This is a genomic window from Pseudomonas sp. 1912-s (assembly GCF_029269205.1).
Lineage (GTDB): Bacteria > Pseudomonadota > Gammaproteobacteria > Pseudomonadales > Pseudomonadaceae > Aquipseudomonas.
On record NZ_JARIXR010000042.1, the window covers coordinates 14,943 to 40,126 of the forward strand.

General features: G+C 62.6%; 27 protein-coding genes and 1 riboswitch. Of the genes, 11 read left to right on the forward strand and 16 right to left on the reverse strand.

The window, feature by feature from the left end; all coding sequences use genetic code 11:
• The first annotated feature begins 13 nt into the window (after positions 1-13).
• Positions 14-970 carry a Dyp-type peroxidase gene (locus P3C29_RS29945; protein ID WP_275966169.1) on the forward strand — a complete coding sequence of 319 codons (957 nt, stop codon included), beginning with the start codon at positions 14-16 and terminating at the stop codon, positions 968-970.
• Positions 971-984: 14 nt separating this feature from the next.
• Here the strand turns inward: P3C29_RS29945 and P3C29_RS29950 are convergent, their stop codons facing one another.
• Positions 985-1,854: an undecaprenyl-diphosphate phosphatase gene (locus tag P3C29_RS29950; RefSeq protein ID WP_275966170.1), complete on the reverse strand. Its 870-nt coding sequence runs from the start codon at positions 1,852-1,854 to the stop codon at positions 985-987.
• Positions 1,855-2,037: 183 nt separating this feature from the next.
• Here P3C29_RS29950 and P3C29_RS29955 point away from each other — a divergent pair, with 183 nt between their 5' ends.
• Complete coding sequence (locus P3C29_RS29955; RefSeq protein ID WP_010173539.1) at positions 2,038-2,553, forward strand: GNAT family N-acetyltransferase; 516 nt, start codon at positions 2,038-2,040, stop codon at positions 2,551-2,553.
• A gap of 4 nt (positions 2,554-2,557) precedes the next feature.
• Here the strand turns inward: P3C29_RS29955 and P3C29_RS29960 are convergent, their stop codons facing one another.
• Complete coding sequence (locus P3C29_RS29960) at positions 2,558-3,514, reverse strand: GlxA family transcriptional regulator (RefSeq protein WP_201123222.1); 957 nt, start codon at positions 3,512-3,514, stop codon at positions 2,558-2,560.
• A 167-nt stretch (positions 3,515-3,681) separates the two neighbouring features.
• Between P3C29_RS29960 and P3C29_RS29965 the strand changes: the two genes are divergently transcribed.
• Together P3C29_RS29965 and P3C29_RS29970 are read left to right on the forward strand one after the other, a co-directional pair.
• A complete protein-coding gene (locus P3C29_RS29965; protein ID WP_169387990.1) occupies positions 3,682-4,359 on the forward strand; it encodes a type 1 glutamine amidotransferase domain-containing protein in 678 nt (225 codons plus the stop codon).
• A gap of 102 nt (positions 4,360-4,461) precedes the next feature.
• Positions 4,462-5,586 carry an alkene reductase gene (locus tag P3C29_RS29970; RefSeq protein WP_275966171.1) on the forward strand — a complete coding sequence of 375 codons (1,125 nt, stop codon included), beginning with the start codon at positions 4,462-4,464 and terminating at the stop codon, positions 5,584-5,586.
• Positions 5,587-5,594: 8 nt separating this feature from the next.
• Here the strand turns inward: P3C29_RS29970 and P3C29_RS29975 are convergent, their stop codons facing one another.
• The gene (locus P3C29_RS29975; protein WP_275966172.1) at positions 5,595-6,200 is read right to left on the reverse strand and encodes a glutathione S-transferase; all 606 of its coding nucleotides are present in this window, start codon (positions 6,198-6,200) and stop codon (positions 5,595-5,597) included.
• A 350-nt stretch (positions 6,201-6,550) separates the two neighbouring features.
• On the opposite strand from P3C29_RS29975, the gene P3C29_RS29980 reads away from it, so the two are divergent.
• Positions 6,551-7,039 (forward strand): hypothetical protein, encoded by a 489-nt coding sequence (locus tag P3C29_RS29980; RefSeq protein ID WP_169387993.1) that lies wholly within the window; start codon positions 6,551-6,553, stop codon positions 7,037-7,039.
• 28 nt (positions 7,040-7,067) lie between these two features.
• Here P3C29_RS29980 and P3C29_RS29985 read toward each other — a convergent pair whose 3' ends face one another.
• The gene (locus tag P3C29_RS29985) at positions 7,068-8,066 is read right to left on the reverse strand and encodes an NAD(P)H-quinone oxidoreductase (protein ID WP_275966173.1); all 999 of its coding nucleotides are present in this window, start codon (positions 8,064-8,066) and stop codon (positions 7,068-7,070) included.
• Positions 8,067-8,242: 176 nt separating this feature from the next.
• Here P3C29_RS29985 and P3C29_RS29990 point away from each other — a divergent pair, with 176 nt between their 5' ends.
• Both P3C29_RS29990 and P3C29_RS29995 read left to right on the forward strand, forming a co-directional pair.
• Positions 8,243-9,118 (forward strand): LysR family transcriptional regulator, encoded by an 876-nt coding sequence (locus P3C29_RS29990; protein WP_275966174.1) that lies wholly within the window; start codon positions 8,243-8,245, stop codon positions 9,116-9,118.
• Between the two features lie 107 nt (positions 9,119-9,225).
• Positions 9,226-9,624 (forward strand): DoxX family protein, encoded by a 399-nt coding sequence (locus P3C29_RS29995; protein WP_275966175.1) that lies wholly within the window; start codon positions 9,226-9,228, stop codon positions 9,622-9,624.
• A 55-nt stretch (positions 9,625-9,679) separates the two neighbouring features.
• Here the strand turns inward: P3C29_RS29995 and P3C29_RS30000 are convergent, their stop codons facing one another.
• The 3 genes from P3C29_RS30000 to P3C29_RS30010 form a co-directional block, all read right to left on the reverse strand.
• Entirely contained in the window at positions 9,680-10,498 is an 819-nt protein-coding gene (locus P3C29_RS30000) for an alpha/beta hydrolase (protein ID WP_275966176.1), read from the reverse strand.
• 112 nt (positions 10,499-10,610) lie between these two features.
• Entirely contained in the window at positions 10,611-12,002 is a 1,392-nt protein-coding gene (locus P3C29_RS30005) for an alginate export family protein (RefSeq protein ID WP_275966177.1), read from the reverse strand.
• Positions 11,999-12,895 (reverse strand): glyoxalase, encoded by an 897-nt coding sequence (locus P3C29_RS30010; protein WP_275966178.1) that lies wholly within the window; start codon positions 12,893-12,895, stop codon positions 11,999-12,001. The genes P3C29_RS30005 and P3C29_RS30010 overlap by 4 nt, the downstream gene beginning before the upstream one ends.
• Positions 12,896-13,044: 149 nt before the next feature.
• Here P3C29_RS30010 and P3C29_RS30015 point away from each other — a divergent pair, with 149 nt between their 5' ends.
• A complete protein-coding gene (locus P3C29_RS30015) occupies positions 13,045-14,112 on the forward strand; it encodes an NAD(P)-dependent alcohol dehydrogenase (protein ID WP_275966179.1) in 1,068 nt (355 codons plus the stop codon).
• 74 nt (positions 14,113-14,186) lie between these two features.
• On the opposite strand, the gene mntP is transcribed toward P3C29_RS30015, so the two are convergent.
• The 9 genes from mntP to P3C29_RS30060 form a co-directional block, all read right to left on the reverse strand.
• On the reverse strand, positions 14,187-14,750 hold the full coding sequence (gene mntP / locus P3C29_RS30020; RefSeq protein ID WP_275966180.1) for a manganese efflux pump MntP: 564 nt from the start codon (positions 14,748-14,750) through the stop codon (positions 14,187-14,189).
• A 10-nt stretch (positions 14,751-14,760) separates the two neighbouring features.
• A riboswitch (yybP-ykoY riboswitch) is annotated at positions 14,761-14,927 on the reverse strand.
• Positions 14,928-14,968: 41 nt separating this feature from the next.
• Complete coding sequence (locus tag P3C29_RS30025) at positions 14,969-15,919, reverse strand: oligopeptide/dipeptide ABC transporter ATP-binding protein (RefSeq protein WP_010173501.1); 951 nt, start codon at positions 15,917-15,919, stop codon at positions 14,969-14,971.
• Complete coding sequence (locus tag P3C29_RS30030; RefSeq protein ID WP_275966181.1) at positions 15,916-16,911, reverse strand: ABC transporter ATP-binding protein; 996 nt, start codon at positions 16,909-16,911, stop codon at positions 15,916-15,918. Before P3C29_RS30030 ends, P3C29_RS30025 begins: the two co-directional genes overlap by 4 nt.
• Positions 16,908-17,807 (reverse strand): D,D-dipeptide ABC transporter permease, encoded by a 900-nt coding sequence (gene ddpC, locus P3C29_RS30035; protein WP_010173497.1) that lies wholly within the window; start codon positions 17,805-17,807, stop codon positions 16,908-16,910. The genes P3C29_RS30030 and ddpC overlap by 4 nt, the downstream gene beginning before the upstream one ends.
• A gap of 1 nt (position 17,808) precedes the next feature.
• Complete coding sequence (locus tag P3C29_RS30040; protein ID WP_008431420.1) at positions 17,809-18,825, reverse strand: ABC transporter permease; 1,017 nt, start codon at positions 18,823-18,825, stop codon at positions 17,809-17,811.
• 188 nt (positions 18,826-19,013) lie between these two features.
• Positions 19,014-20,564 carry an ABC transporter substrate-binding protein gene (locus tag P3C29_RS30045; protein ID WP_010173493.1) on the reverse strand — a complete coding sequence of 517 codons (1,551 nt, stop codon included), beginning with the start codon at positions 20,562-20,564 and terminating at the stop codon, positions 19,014-19,016.
• A 118-nt stretch (positions 20,565-20,682) separates the two neighbouring features.
• Positions 20,683-21,225: a D-alanyl-D-alanine dipeptidase gene (ddpX, locus tag P3C29_RS30050; protein WP_275966182.1), complete on the reverse strand. Its 543-nt coding sequence runs from the start codon at positions 21,223-21,225 to the stop codon at positions 20,683-20,685.
• A gap of 21 nt (positions 21,226-21,246) precedes the next feature.
• Entirely contained in the window at positions 21,247-22,101 is an 855-nt protein-coding gene (locus P3C29_RS30055; protein WP_275966183.1) for a MurR/RpiR family transcriptional regulator, read from the reverse strand.
• A 136-nt stretch (positions 22,102-22,237) separates the two neighbouring features.
• Complete coding sequence (locus P3C29_RS30060; protein WP_010173486.1) at positions 22,238-22,549, reverse strand: hypothetical protein; 312 nt, start codon at positions 22,547-22,549, stop codon at positions 22,238-22,240.
• A 162-nt stretch (positions 22,550-22,711) separates the two neighbouring features.
• Here P3C29_RS30060 and P3C29_RS30065 point away from each other — a divergent pair, with 162 nt between their 5' ends.
• The 3 genes from P3C29_RS30065 to P3C29_RS30075 are packed head-to-tail and all read left to right on the forward strand — an operon-like array spanning position 22,712 to position 24,893.
• Positions 22,712-23,386, forward strand: a complete 675-nt coding sequence (locus P3C29_RS30065; protein ID WP_201123252.1) for a secretin and TonB N-terminal domain-containing protein — start codon at positions 22,712-22,714, stop codon at positions 23,384-23,386.
• Positions 23,383-23,928 carry an RNA polymerase sigma factor gene (locus P3C29_RS30070; RefSeq protein WP_010173483.1) on the forward strand — a complete coding sequence of 182 codons (546 nt, stop codon included), beginning with the start codon at positions 23,383-23,385 and terminating at the stop codon, positions 23,926-23,928. Before P3C29_RS30065 ends, P3C29_RS30070 begins: the two co-directional genes overlap by 4 nt.
• A gap of 38 nt (positions 23,929-23,966) precedes the next feature.
• Positions 23,967-24,893, forward strand: coding sequence for a FecR domain-containing protein (locus P3C29_RS30075; protein ID WP_275966184.1), 927 nt, complete (start codon positions 23,967-23,969; stop codon positions 24,891-24,893).
• Positions 24,894-25,184: the final 291 nt, after the last annotated feature.

A 25,184-nucleotide genomic window follows, 5' to 3' on the forward strand; every position in this document is an offset into this window, starting at 1 on the left:
CGTGGACCTCTCAATGACAACGCCAACCGATCAGCACCTCGAACCCCAATCCGTCTGCAGCCCGATCACCAGTAGCGCCATTTTCATGGTCGCCACCCTGGCTCCCGGCAGCGATTCAGCCGAAGCGGTACGCAGCTGGTGCGGCGACATTGCTGGCCTGGTGCGTTCGGTCGGCAAGCGCGTTCCGGCCGGCAACCTGTCGTGTGTCGCAGGTTTTGGCTCAAAGGCGTGGGACGCGCTGTTCGGCAGCCCGCGTCCGGCGGCGTTGCATCCGTTCAAGGAAGTGGGCGTGGCCGGGCGGCTGGCACCCGCCACGCCGGGCGATATCCTGCTGCACATTCGCGCCGATCAAATGGACCTGTGTTTTGAATTGGCCACGCAGTTGATGGCCGCGCTGGGCGATGCGGTGGCGGTGGTGGATGAGGTCCAGGGTTTCCGCTACTTCGACATGCGCAGCATTATCGGTTTTGTCGACGGTACCGAGAATCCGGTCGGGCGCAAGGCGGTGGGTTTCACCATTGTCGGTGATGAGGACCCGGCGTTCAGCGGCGGCAGCTATGTGCTGGTGCAGAAGTACCTGCACAACATGCAGGCCTGGAACGCATTGTCGGTCGAGGCGCAGGAGCGGGTGATCGGGCGCACGAAGCTGTCGGACATCGAACTCGACGATGCGGCCAAACCGACCAACTCCCACAGTGCGTTGACCACCATCACCAAGGACGGCGAGGAAGTGAAGATCCTGCGGGACAACATGCCGTTTGGCCGGCCGGGTGCTGGGGAGTTTGGGACGTACTTCATTGGCTACGCGCGGTCGCCGGAGCCTTTGGAATTGATGCTGGAGAACATGTTTGTCGGTCGACCTGCCGGCAACTATGACCGCCTGCTGGACTTCAGCACGGCGGTCACCGGCGGCCTGTTCTTCATACCGTCAGCCGATTTGCTTGAAGAACTGGCCGACCGCGCACCTTAGGAGCAAGCTCGCTCCTACAGGAACCCGGTGCTCACCGCGACAATCAGGAACACCCCCAGCACCGCGCGGTAAATGACGAACGGCCAGGTGGAGAACCGCTCCAGGAATTTCATCAGGCCCCAGATCGCGAAGAACGCCGAGACGCTGGCAACCACCAGGCCGAAGATCAGATGCGGCCAGGCGTGGGCGGGCAGTTCGGCGTGGAACAGCACCCACAGCTCCTTCAAACCCGCCAGGGCGATCGCCGGCAAGCCCAGCAGGAACGAAAACCGCGCGGCTTCTTCACGCTTGAAGTTGAGGAGCAGGGCGGCGGTCAGGGTCGAGCCCGAGCGGGAAACCCCCGGAATCAATGCGCCAATCTGCGCAACTCCGACGATCAGTGCATCCCGCAGGCGCATTTCGCCCACCGTGCGCTTATGCCTGGCGCTGAGTTCAGCCGCCGCCAACAGCGCCGCCATCACCAGGCAGGAAATCCCGATCACCATCAGCCCGCGCAACGGCGAGTTGCACGAGTTGAGCGTCGACGACAAGGCAATCCCGGCGATACCAATCGGAATCGTCGCCAATACAATGGCCACCGCCAGCTTGAACCACTGGTTGTTGTAGTCACCCTGGCGCACTGCGCTGATGCTGCCGACCGTGACCTGGCGCACGTCCTTCCAGAAGTAACTGACCACGGCCGCCAGTGCGGCCAACTGCATCGCCGCGGAAAATGCCGAGCCGGGATCCGGCCAGCCGAGCAGGGCGGGCACGATGCGCATGTGGGCGGTGGAAGACACGGGCAACAATTCGGTGATGCCTTGAATGATGCCCAGGAAGCCTATTTGCAGGTAATCCAGGGACGCAAAGCCCACATCGAGGCCGCTGGTGCAGACGTTTGTCAAAGTACTTATCCTGAAAACAAGGGGGTGAGGAAGTGCTGCGGAGTTTAGTCTAACTTTGTAATGATTTTGTCGTTGACAAGAGAAAATCGCGATCGGTTCAGCAAGCAGAAAGCTTGGCCGATGTATTGGCATTGCCGCTGGCTTTTGTTGACAATGGCGCCCTGTTTTTTTGCCGAGATGCCCATGCCTGCAATCCCCGATACCACCGTCGAATTGATCGAGACCGGCCCTGAACACGCCGCGCTGATCGCCAACCTCTACCAGTTCTACGCCTACGAGTCCTCGGACTGGGAACAGGAAGACGTCGAGGTGGACGGCCGCTTCTACATTCACGAAGAACACCTGGCCCGCTACTGGGAAGACCCGCAGTGGAGCGCCAACCTGCTGCTGGTCGACGGCTTTATCGCAGGCTTCCTGCTGATCGAAGGCAGCGAATTACCGGGAATCGACGCGCTGGAACTGGCTGACCTGTTCATCTTGAAACGCTACCGCCGCAAGGGCATTGGCCGCGCCATCGCCACCCAGGTGTTGAGCAGTGGCGAGGCGAATTGGCTGGTGCGGTTCTATGACCAGGATGAAGTGAGCCAGGCCTTCTGGCGGACGGTGCTGGATAACCTGCCACGCCCGGTGCAGGCCATCGAGCTGGATGATGAGCCGAACCTGCTGAGCTTCCTGGTGACCCGGGCCGCCCTGCACTAATCCGTCAGCTGAATGCTGCGCCAGCCCCTGCACTGAACAGCGCCGCCTGCATCGCCTGTGGCGGCTGGCCGAACGCCCGCAGAAATGCCTGGCGCATGCGCTCGCGATCACCGAACCCGGTCTCGCGGGCGACCACTTCCACCGGATGCCGGCTGGTCTCCATCATCGCCCGGGCGGCTTCCACCCGCAGGGACTCGATGGCTTTGGCCGGGGTTTGCCCGGTTTCCTCGCGGAACACCCGGCTGAACTGGCGCGGGCTGAGCCTGGCGACAGCCGCGAGGGCTTCGACGGAAAGGTCGTGGGTCAGGTTCTCCCGGGCGTAGGCCAGGGCCAGTTGCACGCGGTCAGATTTGGGGTCCAGTTCCAGCAGCGCTGAGAGTTGCGACTGCTCGCTGCCGCGCCGCTGGGCAATCACCAGCTTGCGCGCGATGCGCCGGGCGAGGTCGCTGCCCAGGTCGTTCTCGACCATGGCCAGTGCCAGGTCAACCCCGGCGCTCATCCCGGCGCCGGTCCAGATCTGGCCGTCGACCACAAACAGCTTGTCTTCCTCCAGCCGAATCTGCGGGTAACGCTTGCGAAAAGCCGGTGCGTGCAGCCAGTGGGTGGTTGCGCGCTTGCCCTCCAGCAACCCGGCCTCGGCCAGTACGAAGATGCCCATGCACAGCGAAGCAATCCGCCGCGACTGCTTCGAGGCCGCCTGGACCAGTTGCGGCAGGCTGGCGTCAGGCAGTTGGAACTCCAGGTAACCGCTGACGATCAATGTGTCATAGCCCTCGGGGCGGATCGGCGTGCTGTTCACCGAGAAGCCCTGGGACGTCATGATCGGGCCGCCATTCTCCGACACCAGGTGAAACTCATACGCCTGCTCGCCCCGCAGCAGATTCGCGCACTCGAACACCGAGCCCAGGCTAAGGCTGAGGGATTGAAAGTTCGGGTAAACCATCAGCGCAATGCTGTGCATCTCATTTCTCCAGGGGGCGCGGAGCGGAGATTGTCGGCGTGTACCGGGTAAACGGCAACCGGCTTGGCGCAATGTCCGGAATCCTTGCGGACATGACATTGTGCGGTATTGGCCCGGCTCCTAAGCTTCACTCCATTCCAACCCACATCACCCCGAGGCACTGGCACATGAAAGTATTGATGGTTTTGACTTCTCACGACCAGCTTGGCAACACCGGCCGCAAGACCGGGTTCTGGCTCGAAGAATTTGCTGCACCGTACTACGCGTTCAAGGACGCCGGGGCCGACGTGACCCTGGCCTCGCCGGCCGGTGGGCAACCGCCGCTGGACCCGGTCAGTGACCTGCCGGATTCGCAAACCGACCAGACTCGCCGCTTCGCCACCGACCCGGCGGCGCAACAGGCCCTGGCGACTACCGTGAAGCTGGAGTCGGTCAACGCCGGCGACTTCGACACCGTGTTCTACCCAGGCGGCCACGGCCCGCTGTGGGACCTGGCAGAGTCGAAAACCTCCATCGCCCTGATCGAAGCCTTCGAACGAGCCGGCAAGCCCATCGGCTTTGTCTGCCACGCCCCGGGCGCACTGCGTCACGTCAAGGCGGTCAACGGCGAGCCATTGGTCAAGGGCCGGCGCGTCACTGGCTTCTCCAACTCCGAAGAGGCGGCGGTTGGCCTGACCGACGTGGTGCCATTCCTGATCGAAGATGATTTCAAGGCACTGGGCGGCAAGTACGAGAAGGGTGCCGACTGGCAGTCCTTTGTGATTGAAGATGGCCTGCTGGTCACCGGGCAGAATCCTGCCAGTTCAAGCGACGTTGCCAAAGCGCTGTTGAAGCTCACCGCGTAACCCGCTAACCCCCCCCCAAAAAAAAAGCAAGTTGCTGGCGGCTCCCCTGACCGGGAACCGGCAGCTTCTGCTCGCCTGACATTTACCTCTGGAATTCCCCTCATGAGTAACCGCGCTTTAGGTACCCCGATCAAACTGGGGCACCACACCCTGAAAAACCGTATCGTCCTGCCGCCGCTCACGCGCCAGCGAAGCGCCCAGCCCGGCGACATCGCCACAGACTTGATGGCGGTCTATTACCGCCAGCGTGCCACGGCCGGCTTCATGGTCAGCGAGGGCACGCAGATCGAGCCCCGCGGCCAGGGTTATGCCTGGACCCCGGGCATCTACACCCCGGCGCAGATCGAGGGCTGGCGCACGGTGACCGATGCGGTGCATGCCGAAGGCGGGGTGATCTTCGCCCAGCTTTGGCACGTGGGCCGCGTGTCCCATCCGGACCTGCAACCCGACGGCGCAGCCCCGGTCGCGCCATCGGCGATCCAGCCACAGCAAGTCAAGGCGTTCATTGAAACCGGGCCGGGCGCCGGCGAGTTGGTACAGCCGCCACAGCCCCGCGCGTTGGCGACCGCTGAGGTCAAGGAACTGGTGGGGCTTTACGCCCAGGCTGCAAGAAATGCATTGGCCGCCGGGTTTGATGGCGTGGAAATTCATTCGGCCAACGGCTACCTGGTCAACCAGTTCATCTCGGCGCATTCCAACCAGCGCGACGATGAGTACGGCGGCTCGCTGCACAATCGCCTGCGGTTCCTGCGGGAAATCGTCGAGGCGGTGGCCGACGTGGTCGGCCCGGAACGCCTGGGTGTGCGTTTTGCGCCATTGTTCAGCGGCACCGATCAGGACCGGGTCTACATCGGGCTGGTTGAGGAAGACCCGCATCACACCTACATCGAGGCGATCAAAGTGCTCGAAGCCGCCGGCATTGCCTACGTGTCCATTGCCGAGGCCGACTGGGACAACGCCCCGGAGCTGCCCGAGTCGTTCCGCCGCGCGGTGCGCGACTCCTTCACCGGTCGCATCATCTACGCCGGCCGCTACACCGCAGAGCGCGGCGTGCGGCTGGTCGAGGCGGGGCTGGCAGACCTGATTGCGTTTGGTCGGCCATACATTGCCAACCCCGACTTGCCCCAGCGCCTTCTCAACGGTTGGCCACTGAACCCGTTGAATGCTGCCGGCCTGTATGGCGGCACGGAAGTGGGCTTCACCGATTACCCGGTGTACGCCGGGTAATTATTCGCTTACTCGATCGGGTACCTGCGAAACGCCGGATGCTGCTCGGCGAGTGCCGCGTGGCGCTGCAAGTGGGGGAACGCGTCGGCCTTGACCACGTCCGCGATCTTGAGCTGGCTGAACGACCAGGCGACCGCCGCCGTCAGGCTCGCCTGGTTCAGTGGCGCCTCGCTGTCGCGCTCGGCCACCCGCGCTTCCAATAGGGAATAAGCCGCCAGCAGTTGCCCGGTCACGCGGTCGATCCACGGCTGATGCAGCTTTTCGGCGGGTCGCAGGTGATGCTCGTAAACGATTTGCACGGTTTTTTCGCACGCGGCCAGCGCCAGGCCGATCACCTGCAGATCCTTGGCAAGCGCTGCTGCCTGTGAGGGCAACAGCTTGCTGCCGGCCGGTGCCAGGGCTTCCAGGTAGTCGAGGATCAGGCCCGAATCCATCAGCACCGTGCCGTCATCGAGCACCAGCGTCGGCGCCTTGACCACCGGGTTGAGCCTGGAAAACTCATCGAAGGTGCTGAACACCGACAGTGCCTGGTGTTCAAACGCGACACCGTACAGTTCCAGGGAAATGGCCACGCGGCGCACGTAGGGCGAGTCCAGCATACCGACCAGTTTCATGAAGCCTCCATTTACCGCAGTGTTAAATCCAGATGACTTTGTCGGGCGAGTTACCCTCGTAATATCTATCTTTTTTATCATGAAAGGTTAGCCACGCTTACATGAATGTTTTCCCACCCTTGACCGCGTTGCGCAGTCTCGAAGCCACCTCCAGCCTTGGGAGTGTGACCCTGGCCGCCACGGGAGCATTGGGCGAACAAGCAGCGGGCATTTTCCGAGGGGGTGTTCGCCCAGGTGGAGGCCTACCTGCGTGATGTGCCCGTGAAAACTGGACAGAATGATGGCTAATTACTAGCTTTATGGCCTAAGGCCGGCACTGAGACCTGCCTCTTACAAGGAACGTAAATGCCATGGAAAGACCCATTGAAGTAAAGCGTGCCATTCAGTGCATGTTGCTTAGTTTTGCACTCGGGATTGTATCGATCCTGATGGACCTGCCCCGCCTGGAGATGCAAGGGCTCACCCTCGGGATGGCGTTTGTGGCGGCGTTGCTGGTATCGATTTTTCCGCTGATTGTTCTCTACAACGTTTACAAGGGCCGGGACTGGGCGCGAATCATTTTTACGATAATGATTGTGGCCGGATCCATATCGACCCTTTCAAGTATTCCTGATCAGATCGTGCGCTCACCGTTGATCGGCATGATCCTTAGCCTTCAGACACTTTTACAGTTTTTTGCCGTGTGGCTGCTGTTTACCTGGCCGGGCAAAGGTTGGTTCATGAAGAACAAACTGCTGATTCATACGAGCGTGCGACGCGTCCAGCCGGGCGATTCACCGCCCGGCGAGGCGGACGCGTCGGGCGGTGTTGACGGCTTGGTGACTGAGGACCGCCGGTGAGGTTATAAACCGTTTTTCTCCCTGTTTCTCAATCCACCCGCAACACAATCTTGCCGATATGATCACCACCTTCCATCCGCGCATGGGCCTGCGCGGCGTCGGTGTAGGCGTACACCTTGTCGATCATCGGCAGGCAACGCCCGGCCGACAACACCGGCCACACGTGTTCGCGCAACTGCGCGGCAATCGCGGCTTTTTCTTCCCGGGTGCGGGAGCGCAACAGCGAGCCGGTGACGATTGCGCGTTTGCCGAGGATCGCCAGCAGGTCGATATCCTTGGCGCGGGCACCGCCCAGGAAGCCCAGCATCACCAGTCGACCTTCCATGGCCAGGGCGCTGATGTTGTCGTTCAGGTAGGAGCCACCCATGATGTCGAGGATCACGTCGACGCCCTTGCCCGCGGTTTTGTCAGCGATGACCTCGGCGAAATGCTGTTCACGGTAGTTGATCGGTTCGGCCCCCAGCTCACGGATGGCAGCGCATTTTTCTGCACTGCCGGCGGTGGCGAACGCTTCGATACCCAACTCGCGGCAGAGCATCAGCGCGGTGGTGCCGATGCCGCTGGTGCCGCCATGGATCAATACGCGCTGGCCTTTGTGCGCGCCGCCGATGCCAAACAGGTTGGCCCACACGGTGAAGAAGGTTTCCGGGATCGCTGCTGCCTGAATCCACTCCATGCCGGCGGGAATCGGCAAGGTCTGGCTGGCGGGCACTGCGCAGTACTGCGCATAACCGCCGCCATTGGTCAGGGCGCACACCTTGTCGCCCAATGCGTACTCGCTGACGCCTTCGCCCAGCGCCACCACCACACCGGCCACTTCCAGCCCGGGGATCGGGCTCATGCCGGGTTTCATGGGGTAGGTGCCGGCGCGTTGCAGGGCGTCCGGGCGATTGACGCCGGCGGCGTGTACGCGGATCAGCACTTCGCCGGGGCCGGCAACGGGCATGGGTTCCTGGCGAGGCTTCAGAACCTCGGGGCCGCCGGGGGTGGTGATTTCGATCAGGGTCATTTCGTGGGGCAAAGTCATTTGAGTGCACCTGTAGCAATGAACGTATGGGTTGGGACCGCGCCCAGTGACGGGCGGTTCAGCACGTTGGCGATCCTGAGGATTTTCTCTGGTGCCCAGCATATCCCTGATAAGTGATGCAATAATGCTGCGATTACACGTCACGATGATGCATAAATGCATCGCAGGGGGAAGCCATGAACTGGGATGACGCGCGGGTGTTCCTCGCGGTGTGCCGCGAGTCCACATTACGGGGGGCCGCGCGGGTGCTGGGTGTGGATCAGGCCACGGTCGGGCGGCGGGTCAACGCCCTGGAAAAGTCCTTGAACGCGACGTTGTTCCTGCGCACCTCCGAGGGCTATGCGCTGACGGCCGTGGGTGAAGCCGCCTTGCAATCGGTGGAGAACATGGAGCGCTCGGCGCTGGACCTGGAGCGTCAGGTGCTGGGCCTGGACGACCGCCTGACGGGCACCGTGCGGGTGACCACCACCGATTCCCTGGCCATCGACTTTTTGATCCCGGCCATCGCCCGGCTGCACGACGCGCACCCGGACGTGCGCGTGCAGATGGATGCTTCGACCCAGTTCCTTAACCTGGCCAAACGCGAAGCCGACATCGCTGTGCGCAACACCCGCCCCGACAACCCGGACCTGATCGCCCGGCGCATCGCGCGCTGGCCGGTGGGGTTGTTTGCATCGCAGGGCTATCTCGACCGCCACGGCGAGCCGGAACCGGGCAGCCTGTTCGAGGGCCACGACCTGGTGGTCTATCAGCCGCATCTGCACGGTCAAAAAGACCTGACCCTGGTTTCCGAGCCGTTGGGGCGCGGGCGCATTGTCGCGGCCTTGAGTTCCAGCCTGCTGGTGCGCCGGTCGATTGCCGCCGGGCTCGGCATCGGTGAAATTCCGCTGATTTCCGGTGAGCGGGACGGGCTGGTACGTCTGTGGCCGGACCGCACGCGGCCGTTGCCCTACGATGTGTGGCTGGTGACCCATGCCGACTTGCGCCATACCGCGCGGGTGCGGGTGGTGATCGACGAGATCGTCGCCGGGTTTGCCGGCACGGGCGAGTGAGGTGTCAGGTCAGCACATCGCTGCAATTTCCGCGGCGTCCGTGGCCGCACAATCGGCGCAGGTTCCGGCCTGAAAAGGCCGGTGTAAGTCACGGGCACAGGTCGCTTATGAACGCATCACAACGGGATGAACGGGCACGGGATTTCGGGCTGCTGTTTTTGCGGGTCAGCGGGGGATTGTTCCTGCTGTGGGTCCATGGCCTGCCCAAATTGCTGGACTATGGCGAACAGTTGAAGGTGATCGAGGATCCCTTTCACGTGGGGGCGAGCGTGACACTGTTGCTGGCGATCTTCGCTGAAGTATTTTGCCCACTGTTGATTGTTGCCGGGGTGCTGGTGCGCCTGGCGTGCTTGCCGATTCTTGCCGTACTGCTGGTGGCGTTGCTGGTGGTGCATCCCGAGTGGTCGTTATTTGAGGGGCAGTTTGGCTGGCTGTTGTTGATCCTGTTTACCAGCATCCTGATCGCAGGGCCGGGGCGTCTGGTGCTCAGCCAGCGTGTTGGCTGAATAAAAAAAGGCCGGGCAAGCCCGGCCAAAATAAGGAGAGGAGGGTCCAGCTGCTTCAGCGGCTCAGGAATGCCAGCAGGTCTTCGTTCAACTGCTGGGTGTGAGTGGCCGCGAAGCCGTGTGGCGCATCCTTGTAAACCTTCAGCTCAGCGCCCTTGATCATCTCGGCAGCCACCTTGCCGGTGGTTTCGAACGGTACGATCTGGTCGCCATCGCCGTGGATGACCAGGGTCGGCACGTCGATCCTGGCCATGTCCGGGCGGAAGTCGGTTTCCGAGAACACGGTGACGCAATCCACGGTGGACTTGAGCGAGGCGAGCAGGGCGATCTGCAAGGTCTGGGTCAGCACGCCGTCGGAGACTTCCTGGCCCTTGTTGATGCCATAGAACGGGGTGTTGAAGTCCGAGATGAACTGCGCGCGGTCCTTCAGCAGGCCGACCTTGATGCCATCGAACACCGCCGTGGGAACGCCTTGCGGGTAGTCGGCTTTCTGGCCGAACAGTGGCGTCACTGCCCCCAGCAACACCAGGCCGGCCACGCGCGCGCTGCCATGGCGTGCAATATAGCGGGCCACGTCGCCACCGCCCATGGAGAAGCCCACCAGGGTCACGTCTTGCAGGTCCAGGTGGTTGATCAGTTCGGCAATATCGTCGGCGAAGGTGTCGTAGTCGTTACCGGTCCAGGGTTGGTCCGACCGGCCAAACCCGCGGCGGTCAAACGCGAGGGTGCGGTAGCCGCGGCTGCTCAGGTATTCCATCTGGTATTCCCACATGTCGGCGTCCAGCGGCCAGCCGTGGCTGAACAGCACGGGCTTACCGCTGCCCCAGTCCTTGAAGTAGATTTCGGTACCGTCTTTGGTGAGGAATGTGCTCATGGAAACTCCTTGAGTGCGCGCCTGATCGGCGTGCATGGGTGGGGATCAAAGACAAAGGCTGACTATTGCCGAAAAGCCCGGGGCGAGCTTGTACGGGTGTGCTTGGTTGGGTTTACCAACTGAACTTGAGTTCGACCCCCAGGTAATTGCTGTCATGCCCGCCCGCATCCCGCAGCGTCTGGCCGACCGCGTAGTGCACGGCCTCGACGGCGCCGGTGAGGTTGGGGGTAAACCCATAGTCGGTGCGGACTTGCGCATAGGCGCCGGTCCAGCGCTCACCCTGGCCTGCGGTTCCCGCAACCGGCAGGTTTGGCTGAGTGTAGACCGCGTCCGCGGTGGTTTGCCGCCAGAGCAGGCCGACGGCAGTCTGCACGCTCAGCTTGGCGATGGGCTTGACGGCGATCGACGGTTTGACGTGAATCAGGTTGCTGTAGCCCGTATAACCCGCCAGGGAAAAGTAGTAACCATTGGGAAACAGCGGGTTGAACGTGCCGACTGTGCCGTCCCCGGCGTGGTGATCGCCCGAGGCAATATCCATTTGCAGCCCCAGGCGCGGTGCCCAGGCCAGGTTGTCGAAGGTGTAGCCCACGCGGCTGCCGCCGCCCCAGGCGCGAATATCCTTGTGGCCCACCGAGCCCCCTTGCAGCATGGCTTCAATGTCCCAGTCGAAGCCCAGGGCCGCGCCGCCCAGCCGGGCGTCGAACAGCTGGCGTTTCTCATCGCCGTCGCCGTCCAGGTAGTGGGCATCGCTGCGTTCATACACCCCGTAATAGGCTGACAGCTCATTCTTGCCCCCCACCAGTCGCTCGACCCGCAGCATGTGAAACTGCGCGTCAGCGTTGGATTTATCGTCGAAGTGCCGCTCATCCTGGTATTGCACCGGGTGGCTGGCGATCCCGATAAAACGCCAGTTCGAGGTTTCCCAGTCGGCCCACAGCGCATCAAAGGACTGGCGCACATTCGGCCCGTCCCGTGACGAGATGAAGCGCTGCAAGTCGAAGGCAAAGTCTTGCCGGCCGATGCGTCCCTTGAACGTGCCGGCACGGAAGGTGTTGATGTACTCGGCAAAGGCCAGGCGCAGGTCGACACGGTTCTGGTCGGCGCCACCGATTGAGGTTTTGTCATAGGCCCGCGCGTCCTCCAGCTGGGTGAACACCCGCCAGTTTTCGTTCAGGTGCAGGTCGGCATGCACCTGGAACCGCTGGATCAGGTACCGGTCACGGGCCACGTTCTTCACACCGAAACCGCCGGCGTCGTTCATCTCGAAGCGCTCCCGCAAGGTCGCACCCAGGGACAGGTAAGTGAACGGGTTCGCATCGGACAGCGAGATGTACTTGAGGTTATCCAGCGGCTGCGTACGCAGCGCCGGGTCTTTGAGCACCGACCAGTCTTCCTGCCAGCGGTTGGCTTTGATCGCCGGGCGCGTAGGTTGATCGTCGGCGTGGACGCCGGCGGCCAGCAGCGGCCACAGCACCGCGAGGCCCCAGCCTGTGCCGCGGATCATTTTGCCCCGCTGAGCTGGTGGATCTCCGCGACGTAACCGCCCGGGAATTCCACCAGCGCGCTGCGCCGGCCCTTACTGTCAAACGCCGGGACCAGCACCTTGGCACCGGAGCCAGTGGCTTTGCCCAGGGTGTCGGTCAGGTCGGCCACCTGGTAGCCGGTGGTTTCATGGCCGAAGGGGTAGGGCAGTTGGCCGTTGGTGACCAGCACCGCCATGCGTCCGAACGGCGACTCGATGTCGACACGGCGGTAGTTGCCACTGGCTTGCCCGATATCCACGGCGGGCGCGTGCTTGTCATCCGCCAGGACCTTGCCGTGGGAAAATCCGAGGAACGCCTTGATAAAGGTGTCGGCGCGATCACCCGAGACATATACCCGGTTTTCCGGAACCGTCTGGAACGCCGCATAGTCCGGCGTTTTGGTGTGCCAATAGAGCTGCATATTCACGCCCCCCGGCCATTGAATCACCGCATCACGGCCGATAGGGTCGGGAAAATCACTGACGATCACTGCCGCGCCGTTTTCCCGGGCGGCCTTCAGGGCAACGTCCATGTCCTTGACCAGGTAGCCGTTACGCTCCTGACCGAATGGATGCGGGACAGGCGTGGTGAAGCCGAACAATGACACGGTGCCCGCCGGCGTCTGCAGCAGTTGCGAGGTAGTACTGCTGGGCACTGGCAGTACATTCACCACCACCTGCGCCGTGCTTTTTCCGCCGAAGGTGGCGAGAAAACTCTGGGCAAAGCGGTCCACGTCGGCCGGGGCGACATAGACGTGGCTGGTGTCGTATTGCGGTGCCACGGCCACATTCGGGGTTGCGGCAAACGCATTGCCCGTCATCTGTGCGGCCAACAGCGTCAAGGCCAGGGATATCGTCGTCACTTTCTTGCACATGCCCACTCTCCAGCACTTTTCAGCGTGATCGAAAAGTCGCCAGCTTAGGGGCCTGTCTGTCGGGCGGATTGTATGGACGTGCTCGGTTGAACGGTTCAGCGTCTACGCTGGTCAACTGACTTCAACGTCTGAACACACAGGTGAACGAAATGGCCAAGACTTACAGCTACGCCGCTCGTGACTCCAAGGATTCACTCAAGCCCTTCACATTCGAGCGCCGCGCCCCGGGGGCCGATGATGTGCAGATCGACATTCTCTACTGTGGCGTCTGCCACTCGGACCTGCACACCGTACGCAACGAATGGAACAACACCCTGTACCCGTCGGTGCCGGGCCATGAAATCGTTGGCCGGGTGACCGCAGTGGGCGCCAACGTGAGCAAATTCAAGGTAGGCGACCTGGCCGGTGTCGGCTGCATGGTCGACAGCTGCCAGCAGTGCGAATCCTGCGCCGAGGGCGAGGAGCAATACTGCGAAAACGGTTTCACCGGCACCTACAACGGCCCGGCGTTTGGCGGCGAAAACACCTTCGGCGGCTACTCCGACAATATCGTGGTCAAGGAGAAGTTCGTCCTGCGCATCTCCCATGACGAGAGCAACCTCGCGGCAGTCGCGCCCTTGCTGTGCGCCGGCATCACCACCTATTCACCGCTGCATCACTGGAACGTCGGGCCGGGCAAGCGCGTCGGCGTCGTTGGCCTGGGTGGCCTGGGGCATATGGCGGTGAAAATCGCCCACGCTATGGGCGCCTACGTCGTGCTGTTCACCACCTCGCCGAACAAGCGCGAAGACGGCCTGCGCCTGGGCGCCGATGAAGTGGTGGTGTCGAAGAACCCGGATGAAATGGCCAAGGTCGCCAACTCCCTGGACTTCATCCTCAACACCGTGGCCGCGTCCCACAACCTGGATGCGTTCCTCAACCTGCTCAAGCGCGACGGCACCATGACCCTGGTGGGTGCACCGGACAGCCCGCACCCGTCACCGACGGTATTCAACCTGATCTTCAAGCGCCGCAGCCTGGCCGGGTCGTTGATCGGTGGCATCCAGGAAACCCAGGACATGCTGGATTTCTGCGCCAGGCACGGGATTGTCTCGGACATCGAAATGATCGACATCCAGAACATCAATGAAGCCTATGAGCGGATGCTCAAGGGCGATGTGAAGTATCGGTTCGTGATCGACATCGACAGCCTGAAGAAAGAAAAACACGCGGCCTGAGGTACGCTCGATAAGTTGCAGCAGATCCAGTGTGGGAGCTGGCAAGCCAGCTCCCACATTTTTGTATGCATTGATCAGGCCGACAGGTGCTCATACAAAATCGTCGCACCCACCAGCATCAACACCACGCCGCCGACCATCTCGGCGCGCTTGCCCACCACCGTGCCCAGCACCCGGCCGAGCATCATGCCGATAGTCACCATGGTCATCGTCGCCAGACCGATAGCCGCCGCGGCCACCAGGATATTCACGTCGACAAACGCCAGGCCCACGCCCACGGCCAGGGCATCAATGCTGGTGGCAAACGCCGTCACGGCAAGGATCATGAAGGAGTGCTGGCTCGGTTTCTCTTCCTCTGGATCATTGGCCTTCAAACCGTTGTAGATCATGTGCAGGCCCAGGCCGACCAGCAGGGTGAAGGCGATCCAGTGGTCCCAGTTTTGCACCCAGCGGGTGGCGGCCTGGCCGATGGCCCAGCCGATAATCGGGGTAATGGCTTCAATCACACCAAAGATCAGGCCGGCCCGCAGGGCTTCGGTCAAGCGTGGTTTGTGCAGGCTGGAACCTTTGCCGATGGCCGCCGCAAAGGCGTCCGTGGACATGGCAAGGGCGAGAAGGATCAGGGAAATGGGGTTCACGGCAAGATTTCCAGTCGGGCTGTATGAGTCAACGACACAACCACACGCCCGACTTCAGGCATGGATGTGTCGCTGGTCTCACCAACCAAAATGGTGTTCGCACCACGGCATGTTGCCGAGAATGTTGATACGAACGCTTCGAGAATCCGAAGCAGGCTACTCCCCAACGAGGTGGCGGATCATAGCCCTGGCCATATGAAAATTTTGTTAACGGGTGATCACGGGTGCTCCAGATGGCACCGCACCTGCTGGCTCATGCCCCCCGTCAACCGCTGCGGCCGCTCACATCCTTTGGTGCGCCTCGGGCAGCGGTCGAGAAAGAAACACCCGGCCGGCAATACGCGGTTCCCCGGCAGCTCCGTCGGCGCGCTGACGTAAGCATCATCCAGCGCCACCCCAAGCTTGGGCACCGCCTCCAATAGCAATTGGGTATACGGATGCTTCGGCTGTTCCAGCACCTGCTCGGCACACCCCAGTTCCACAATCTGCCCCAGGTACATCACCGCCACCCGGTCGGCCATGTGCCGCACCACCGAGACGTTGTGGGAGATCAGGATGTAGGTCAGCCCCAGCCGGCGCTGCAGCTCGGCCAGCAGGTTGAGGATTTGCGCCTGCACCGAGATGTCCAGCGCCGAGGTGGGTTCGTCCAGCACCAGGATGCTCGGGTTGGAGGCGAGCGCGCGGGCGATGGCGATGCGTTGCCGTTGGCCACCGGAGAACTGGTGCGGGTAGCGGTCCAGGTATTCGGCGCGGATGCCCACTTGGGCGGCGACTCTGGCGGCGATGGTGCGCATTTCGCTCTTGGGCGTGTCACCGAGGGCGAACAGCGGTTCGGTGATGATTTTCCAGATGGGCAGGCGCGGGTCGAGGGACGATTGCGGGTCCTGGAACACGATCTGCACGTGGCGGTGACGTTCCCGGGCGCTTTCGTAGACCCAGTCGACTTCGCCGTCGCTGGGCTTGACCAGGCCCATCAGCAGTTGGGCGAGGGTGCTTTTGCCGCAGCCGGATTCGCCGACAATGCCCAGGGTTTCCCCACGGCGCACTTGCAGGTCGATGCCATTGAGGGCGTGGGCGTAACCGCGCGGGCGGCCCAGCCAGTCGGTTTTTACCGGGAACTTGACCCGTACATCTCGCAGGGCCAGCAGTGAATCCTGGGACACTGTCATTGCACCGACTCCCCGGCAGTCAGCCAGCACGCGCTTTTGCGGGTACCGACAGGGTTGATCAGATCCAGGCGCGGGCGTTCGATGCATTGGCTCATGGCCTGTGAGCAGCGTTCGCGGAAGGTGCAGCCTGAGGGCAGGGCGGCGAGGTTGGGCACCTGGCCGGGGATGGTCAGCAGGTCGTCACCGGGTTTCACCTGTTCCGGCAAACCGCTGAGCAGGCCCTGGGTGTAGGGGTGGCGCGGGTCGCTCATGACCTGGGCGGTAGGGCCTTCTTCCACCACGGCGCCGGTGTACATCACGTACACCCGGTCGCAGAACTGCGAGACCACGGCCATGTCGTGGGTGATCAGCAAAATCGCGGTGCCGCGTTCCCGGGCTTTTTCCCGCAGCAGCAACAGCACCTGGCGTTGCACGGTGACGTCGAGGGCAGTGGTGGGTTCGTCGGCGATCAGCAACTGCGGGTCGCAGGAAAACGCCAGGGCGATCATCACCCGCTGGCGCATGCCGCCGGAGAGTTCGAAGGGGTAGCTGTCGAGCACCTGTTCGGGGTCGGCGATGTGCATGTCCCGCAGCAGGGCGATGGCCTTGGCGCGGGCGTCGGCCTTGCTCAGGCGCTGGTGGTGGATGATCACGTCGAGCATCTGCCGGCCGATGCGCCGGGTCGGGTTCAACGCGGTCATCGGCTCCTGGAAGATCATCGCCGCGTCACGCCCGCGAATCTGCAACAGCTCTTTCTCGCTGGCAGCCAGCATGTCGCGGCCCAGCATCTGCAGGCTGCCGGCGGTGATGCGGTAACTGCGCTCCGGCAGCAGGCGCAGGCTGAGCATCGCGGTCACGGATTTGCCGGAGCCGGACTCACCCACCACGCCGACGACTTCGCCGGGGTTGACGTGCAAGGACACGCCGTTGAGCGCCTGCACATTGTTACGGTAAGCCGGAAATTCCAGGCTCAGGTTGTCGATGGCAAGGACTGCCGAACTGGACATGGTCATTTCCCCTGTTGCCGTGGGTCGAGCAGGTCACGAACACCGTCACCCAGCAGGTTGAAACCGGTCGCGGTGACCAGGATCGCCAGCCCCGGAAAGGTCGAGTACCACCAGTTGTCGAGGATGAAATTGCGCCCGGTGGCAACCATCGCCCCCCATTCGGCGGTGGGCTGTTGCGCACCGAGGCCGATGAAGCCCAGGGCCGAGGCCATCAGGATCGCGCTGCCGATGTCCAGGCTCAGTTGCACCAGCAACGGTGGCATCGCATTGCGGCCCACGTGCCATGACACGATGTGCCAGCGCCCGGCGCCGAAGGTCTGGGACGCCTTGACGTAGCCCATCTGCCGAATGCTCAGGGCCTGGCCGCGGGCGAGGCGCACGTAGAACGGAATACGCACCACGGTGATCGCCAGCATCGCGTTGAACAGGCTTGGGCCCAGTGCCGCGGCCAGGGCCATGATCAGCACCAGGGACGGCACCGACAGCATGATGTCCATCAGGCGCATGATCAGGCTGTCGAAACGCCCGCCGATAATCCCCGACAGGCAGCCCAACAGGCCACCCACCAGGCAGGATGAAAACGCCACGAACAGGCCGACGCCCACCGACTGGCGGCTGCCGTACAGCACCCGGCTGAACAGGTCGCGGCCGACTTCATCGGTGCCAAACCAGTGTTCGGCCGAGGGCTCGGCGAGACGTTGGGCCAGGTTCAGGGCGTTGGGGTCATGGCTGGCCAGCCAGGGGGCGAACGCCATGCAGATCAGCACGATCAGGGTGATGGTCAGGCCGGCAATGGTCAGCGGGCTGCGGCGTATTTGATACCCCAGGTATTCCAGTCGCGCGCGCCAGGTGGGGCGCTGCTCCAGGGGCACCGGTACGGGCATGGTCACGGGAGCGGTCATCTCAATTCACCTCGCCGATACGCGGGTCGACCACGCGGTAGAGCAGGTCGATCAGCATGTTGAGCAGTACATAAATAAACGACACCAGGATCGCGAAGCCCATCACTGCCGGGAAGTCCAGGGACTGGATCGACTTGACCACATAGGCGCCCATGCCCGGCCAGGCGAACACGGTTTCGGTGAGCACCGCGCCGTAGAGCAGGTCGCCGAGGGTCAGGCCGAGCACGGTGATCGACGGGATCAGCGCGTTGGGCAAGGCGTGGCGCAGGATGACGGCCCAGCGCGACAAACCATAGGCGCGGGCGGTGCGGATGTAGTCTTCGCCCAACTGGTCGAGCATCGCCGAGCGGATCTGCCGGGCGACCACGCCGAGGTTGACGAAACCCAGGGTCACGGCGGGCAGGATCAGGTGCTCCAGCGCATTCAGGAACAGCGGGATATCGCCGGCCAGCAGCGAGTCGATCAGGTAGAAACCGGTAATCGTGCGCGGAGGTTCGAGGCCTTCGTCCAGCCGACCGCTGCCGGGCAGCCAGCCGAGTTGGCCGTAGAACAACACGATCAAACCCAGGCCGAGCCAGAAGGCCGGGGTGGAAATGCCGGTGACCGCCAGCGTTCGGGCGATCTGGTCGATGGCGCGGTTGTGGTACACCGCTGACAGCACGCCCAGCGGCACGCCCACCAGCACCGAGAGCAGCAGGGCGGCCACCGCCAGTTCGAGGGTCGCGGGGAAGAAGGCTTTCAGGTCTTCCAGCACCGGGCGGCTGGTGCGGATCGAGGTGCCGAGGTCGCCGTGTAGCAGGTCGCTCATGTAGCGGCCATATTGCTGATACAGCGGCAGGTCGAGGCCGAGTTGATGGCGGATGTTCTCGACAATGGCGTCGCTGGCCCGGTCGCCGGCAATCAGGCGCGCCGGGTCACCCGGGATCAGGTGGGAGATGCAGAAAGTAATCAGCGAAACGCCGACGACGACCAAAATCAGGCCGAACAGGCGTTTGCGCAACATATTCAGGAAGGCCATGGGTACCTCATTGTGGCGAGGGGGCTTGTCCCCCGTTGGGCTGCGAAGCAGCCCCCAGCAAGATCAGTGCATTTTCCCGGCCAATAACCCGGTGGCGAACTTAGGGCTGCTGCGCAGCCCAACGGGGGACAAGCCCCCTCGCCACAACAGCGGTCGTACCACAGGGTGTATTGGCGCCGGAGCGGTATTTACTTGCTGATCTCAGCCACGTTAAACACCTGCTCCAGCATCGGATGGAACACATAACCCTTCACCGAATCACGCATCGGCAGGGTGTAGTTCTTCTGGTACAGGTAGGCGTACACGCTGTCCTTGAGCACGATCTTCTGTGCTTCCTGGTACAACTCGGTGCGTTTGGCCGTGTCGTTGTTGGCCGCTGCATCGCGGATCAGCTTGTCCACCACCGGGTTGCTGTAGAACGAACGGTTGCCCGGCAGCCCTTGCAGGGAAGAGTCGAACCAGAAGTTCATGTACATGTAGGGGTCGGAGAAGTCCGGTGCCCACGAGCCGATCGACACGTCGAAGTCACCCTTGCCCAGGCGCTCGCGCATGGTGGCGTTGGCCAGTTTTTCCATCTTCAGGTTGATCCCCAGCGGCGCCAGGCTGGCTTGCAGGGTCAGGCCGATGGATTCCCAGTCAGGGTCCTTGTCGGAGTACATGTAGTTCAGGTTGGTGATTTTTTGCGGGAGTTTCTTCAGGTTGGCGCCGGCGCCGTCCAGGTCCTGTTTCATCATTGGCAGGCTTGGGTCGTTGGCCCACATGCCGGCGGGAATCGGCCCGTTCATCAGCTTGGCCTGGCCCTTGAGGATGCCGTCGACGATGCCTTTGTAGTCCACCGCATCAACGATCGCCTGGCGGGCGTTCTGGTTGTTCAGCGGGGCTTTCTGGTTGTTCAGGTAAAGGTAGGTCACCCGCAGTGACGGGAATTCCTTGATCACCACGTCTTTCTTTTTGGCCAGGTTGGTCAGTTGGTCCTGGGGCATGTCTTCGGCGATGTCCAGGTCACCGCGTTCCAGTTGCAGGCGGCGCACCGAGGCTTCGCTGATGATCTTGATCACCACCTTGTTCAGCGCGGGCTTGGTGCCGGCGTAATAGGTGTTGGGCTCCAGGGTCAGGCTCTGGCCCTTCTGCCAGTTGGTCAGGCGGAACGCACCGGAGCCGGCGGTGTGGGTGGAAAGGTAGGCGTTGACGTCACCCTGTTTCACCACGTCCGGGTTGATGATGCCGGCGCCGTTGTGGGCGAGGGTGTAGAGGAAGGGCGCGTAGGGTTTGGTCAGGGTGAAACGCACGGTCAGTGGGTCGACCACCGTGACCTTCATGTCATCCGGGAACGCGCCGGACGGGCCTTGCTTGAGCTGCATCACGCGGTCGAAGGAGAACTTCACCGCATTGGCGTCGACGTCGGCGCCGTCATCGAACTTGTTGCCGGGCTTGAGCTTGAAGTCCCACACCAGGCCGTCGGCCGAGGTGGTCCAGCTGTCGGCGAGGTCGCCCTTGACCTCGGTGCTGCCCTTGCCGTTTTCGACTTTGTAGGCCACCAGTTTCTGGTACGCCGGGTACGTCACCGCCCAATCGTTGTTGTCGATGGTCACGGCCGGGTCGAGGGTTTGCGGGTCGGCGGCCTTGCCGATCATCAGGGTGTCTTTGGGGGCGGCGGCACTTGCCGATTGCCACGCGCCCAGGCTCAGGGCGGCGCACAGCAGGGAGAGTGCGAGGGTCTTGCGGTTGCTTGGGGTCATGCCGGTTTCCTTGATTATTTAGAGGAAAAAGCGGGTTGGTTTTTTTTTATGAAATCTATAACCGGGCAGTTGGAGCTAAAGGGTGCAGCTAATTATTGTGATGGTACGTTCCCTGGGGTCAGTGCGACTCCTCAATTAATGGGAAAAGTTCGGCATCCGGCAATTCGTAATGCCACCACTCGGTAGCAATCGCCTTGAAGCCGGCACCGAGCATGATCCCCAACAGCAGCAGGCGATTGCGCTGCACCTGTGGGGGCAGGTCGGGGTAGAACTGGTGGGACTTGGGTTCCATGGCATCGAATGCCGTGCCCATGTCCAGCGGGCTACCGTGTTCATCAAGCAGCGTCAGGTCGACGGCCACGCCACGGGTGTGGTGCGAGCCCAGGCGCGGGTCGCGCACGTAGTCCGGGTTGGGCAGGGCTTGCCACAGCAGTTGCTGGGCGTAGGCAGGGCGATAGGCGTCGTAGATCAGCAAGGTCATGCCGGCCTGGCGTGCGAGTTCGCTGGCCTTGCGCAGGCAGGCGGCCGCTTCGGTGTGCAGCAGGCAACGGGCGTTGCGGTAGATCACGGTGCCTGCCAGGTTGTCGGCACTGGCGTAGATCAGGTCGACCTGTACCGGGTACTCCGGTGGGGCGATTTCTACCAATGGGCTGGTATTCACTCAAGCATTTCCTTTCAAGGGTCAGGATTCGAACTGGCCGAAGGCCTGTTGCAGGGCGCGGTTTTTTGCCAGGCGGGCATCCAGGCGCTCGCCGTATCGGTCGGCGACGGCAGACACCATCAGGTTGAACAGGCACGTCAGCGGCGCCATGGAGTCCCAGAACTGGCCGACGTCGGTTTTCAGTTGCAGCAGGTCCAGGWCGTAGTCCCGGGCCCAGGGGCATTGCAAGTCGGTGATCAGCGCCAGGGGCAGGCCATGGGCATTCGCGGTCTCGCAGAACGTGGGCGTGATACTGGAATAGGCGCGAAAATCGGCGGTAATGGCGTAGGGTTTTTCAAAGCCGGAGTTCAGGGTCTCGGCGTAGATCCCCGACAGGCCGTCGACGTAATAGACCTTGGGCCGAATGTATTCCAAGTGGCTGTGGAACGCATTGAGGATGCCCCGGGTGGACTGGATACCGAGGATGAACACCGCGTCGGCGTCCACGATGTGCTGCACGATGTCGGCAAAACCCTGGCTGCGGGCCAGGCCGTAGACGTGCTGGATGGCCTCGATCTCGCGGTTGAGCGAGCGGTCGAGGGCATCTTCCTGGTCGTTCTCCTGGCGAAAGGCGCCGAGGCGGTCGGTGATCAGCCAGGACGCTTGCGGGTCGCCACGCAGGCCTTGTTTCACATCATCGAGGTTGCGATAGCCCAGGGTGCGCAGAAAACGGCCCACCGAAATCCCGGTGGTGCCGGCTTGCTGGGCGATGCTGTCGGCGGTTTCGAACGGTAGTTGCTGCAGGTTGCCCAGCAGGTAGGTAGCGATGCGCTTGCCGGTGGGGGTCAGCGTCGGGAACTGCTGTTCCAGCGTGCGCTGGAAGCTGTTTTTATCCATGACACTCTCGCGGCTACCGGTCATTGATGTTACTCGAATGTCGTGTTTTTAATTTCTGTTAGAAACATAACATCGGCTGTCGCGATAACACAATGGCTTTTTTTCGAGTGGGTACACAGGGGGGGACAAGCGGCGATCAAGGCCGCTGGGGTTTCACCGAAGTACCAAAGGTATTGCCCATGCGCACGCTGGTCGCCGCCGGTGTGGAAAGCCCGATCTGGTTCGGCTTGCGCTTTTCGATGGGCACTTGTTGCGCCTCCTGGTTCTTCTGCGTCGCCTTGGCGGCGTCCGGGTTGTTGCCCATCTGCTGGCTCAGGCAGCCGTAGTCCGGCGCCTTGTAGCCATCCACATTGACCTCGGCGCAGCCACCGGGCTTGCCTTCGGCGTGGGCCGCCAACGGCAGGGCTGCACACAGCAACAGGCTGGCGAGGGTTGGGAACAGGTTCATCGGTGCCTCCTGGCGGGCCCTGGGAAATGGGCCGGTATGGCGCAAAAGTGTAGTGCAGCGGGCTGCCCGTCACCGTGATGTTTTTTTTGCTGGCACCGTAACATCAGGTTCATAAACTGGCCTCAGGATGACGGTTTTGTAGGCTATGTCGGACGTGTTGCGATGCTGAGCAGGAGCGCTTGGAGGCACGCGGGCTGCTGCCTGGCCCTGCTATGGGGGCTGGTGTCGAGCGTGCGGGCCGACGTGATCCTGGACCTGCCTGCGCAGACGCTGGACAGCGCCCTCCAAGCGTTCAGCCATGCCACCGGCATGGCGGTGCTGGTGGATCGCGAACTGACCCGGGGCCGGCGTTCCATCGGCGTGCATGGCCGCTACAGCGCGCAGCAAGCCCTGAGCCTGCTGCTGACAGGGAGTGGCTTGATGGCGCGATATGCCCGCAGTGATGCGTTCACCCTGCAAGTCCCCGAGGTCAGCCAGCCGGCAGCGACCCGAGGACGGAAGGCGGCGAACGCGGCTCGGATCAACAACAGCTACGCCACGGCCTTGCAGCAGGCGATCGAGCGCAGTTTGTGCCGGTCGCCGCTGACCCGTCCCGGCAGTTTCCGGGCGCTGGTGCAGGTGTGGGTCAACGGTGACGGGGTGATCGAACACAGCCGCCTGGTCAGCTCCACCGGTGACCTGCAGCGTGACGAAGCGCTGGTCCTGGGCCTCGGTTCCACCCGGGTCGAACGGCCGGCGCCGAGTTCACTGCGCTTGCCGGTGACCTTACTTTTGATGCCCGACTCAACAGGAACACGCATGGAATGCACAGCAGGGGAAGGAGTTTCCGGGGCATGAAAGACACCGGCCACAGCACGATGGTCAGCCTGTTCCTGGCGTCCTACGAGGACTTCAAGGTACGCCTGCGCAAGCGCCTCGGATCAGAAGACCTGGCCAACGACGTGCTGCACGAAACCTACCTGCGGGTCGACCGCATGGACGTGCCGCCGAACCTGGCGCAACCCAATGCGTACCTGTACCGCATGGCCTTGAACATCGCCGCCGACCGTCGCCAGGCAGATGCCCGGCTGCTGACCGGCAGCGAAGTCGAAGAACTGTTGCAGACGGTGGATGAAGCCCAGGACCCGTCGCGGGTGGTGGGCGGCCAGCGCGAAATCCAGTCCCTGCTCAAAGCCCTCTACGAACTGCCGGCGCGGCGGCGCCAGATCCTCATCGCCGCGCGCCTGGAAGAGGCGCCGCACCTGGAAATCTCCAAGCGTTTCGGGATTTCCACGCGCATGGTTGAAAAGGAAATCAAGGCCGGGTTGGGGCATTGCGCACAGCGCCTTGAAAGAAAAGTGATCCAGCGGTTCGGTCCCGGGGCCGGAAAACCGTCTTAGTGATTGAGTCCCTGAAAAATCCGTGAGTACCTGCGCGCTTGAACATTTTTAACCTCTCCACTGCCCGGGATACGCCAGACAGCCCCCTGCACAACGAAGCGCGTGACTGGCTGGTGCTGCTGACCTCGGGTCGGGCCACCGTCGCCGATGCGAAGGCCTTGCGCCTGTGGTGCGCCCAGAGCCCGGAACATGCCCGGGCGTTCGAGCAGGCCAAGGTGGTGTGGCAGCACTTGGCACCGGCCGCCGAGCAGTTTTCCTGCCCACGGCATTTTGGGCGCCGCGCGTTTTTGGGCGGCGCGATTGCGGCGTCGGCGGCGGTGTTTATGGTGCGGTTTACCGTGCCGGGTGGGTTTGCCGGGTTGACGGCGGATTACCGCACGGAGGTCGGTGAGCAGCGGCGGGTGGAGTTGAATGACGGTGTTCGGCTGGAGCTCAATACCCAGACGCGGATCAGTCGGCGTGATGACGGGATTGAGTTGTTGGAGGGGGAGGTTGAGGTGCTGGCCAATGTGGCGATGCCGCTTCGGGTTCAGGCGGGTGGTGGGTGGTTGAGTACGGCGCAGGCGCGGTTCAATGTGCGTAATACGGATCACAGTGTGTGTGTGACGTGCATTGACGGCGCGGTGGCGGTGGCGGTGGGTGGGCGTACGGTTCGGCTTGAAAGCGGGCGGCAGGTGACGTATGACGCTGGCGGTGTGGGTGAGCCGGTAGCGGTGGATGCGCAGGCGGTGGTGGCCTGGCGGGAGCAGGTGTTGGTGTTTGATAACGCGACCCTGGCGACGGTGGTGGATGAGATTAATCGCTATCGGCCGGGGATGTTGTTGTTGATGAATGCTGAGCTGGGCAAGCGGCGGGTGCAGGCGCGGTTTAGTTTGCATCAACTGGCGGGGGTGGCGTTGTTGATTCGCGATGCTTATGGGGCCAAGTGTACGGAGTTGCCTGGCGGTGTCGTTTTGTTGAGTTAGATGGGTGTGCATATCCGTTATTTGGGTAACGGCTGCCTATGGTTTCGCTCTTACAGCGACTCACTTTGGAAAAGCCCCAAAGTAAGCAAAGGGCTCTGCCCCGCCTGTCGGCACCTCGCCTAGGCTCGGTGTTCCCTCACTCCGGCGATGCTCCGCGGGCCGCCGCGATGGGCCATCCTTGGCCCAGCGCGGCTAAACCGGCGTCCTGCCGGTTTACCCGCTCCGCACCACCTGCGTTCGGCCTCGGGCTTATTGGGGCAGTCAGAGCCAGATCAAGATCAAAAGCAAGAG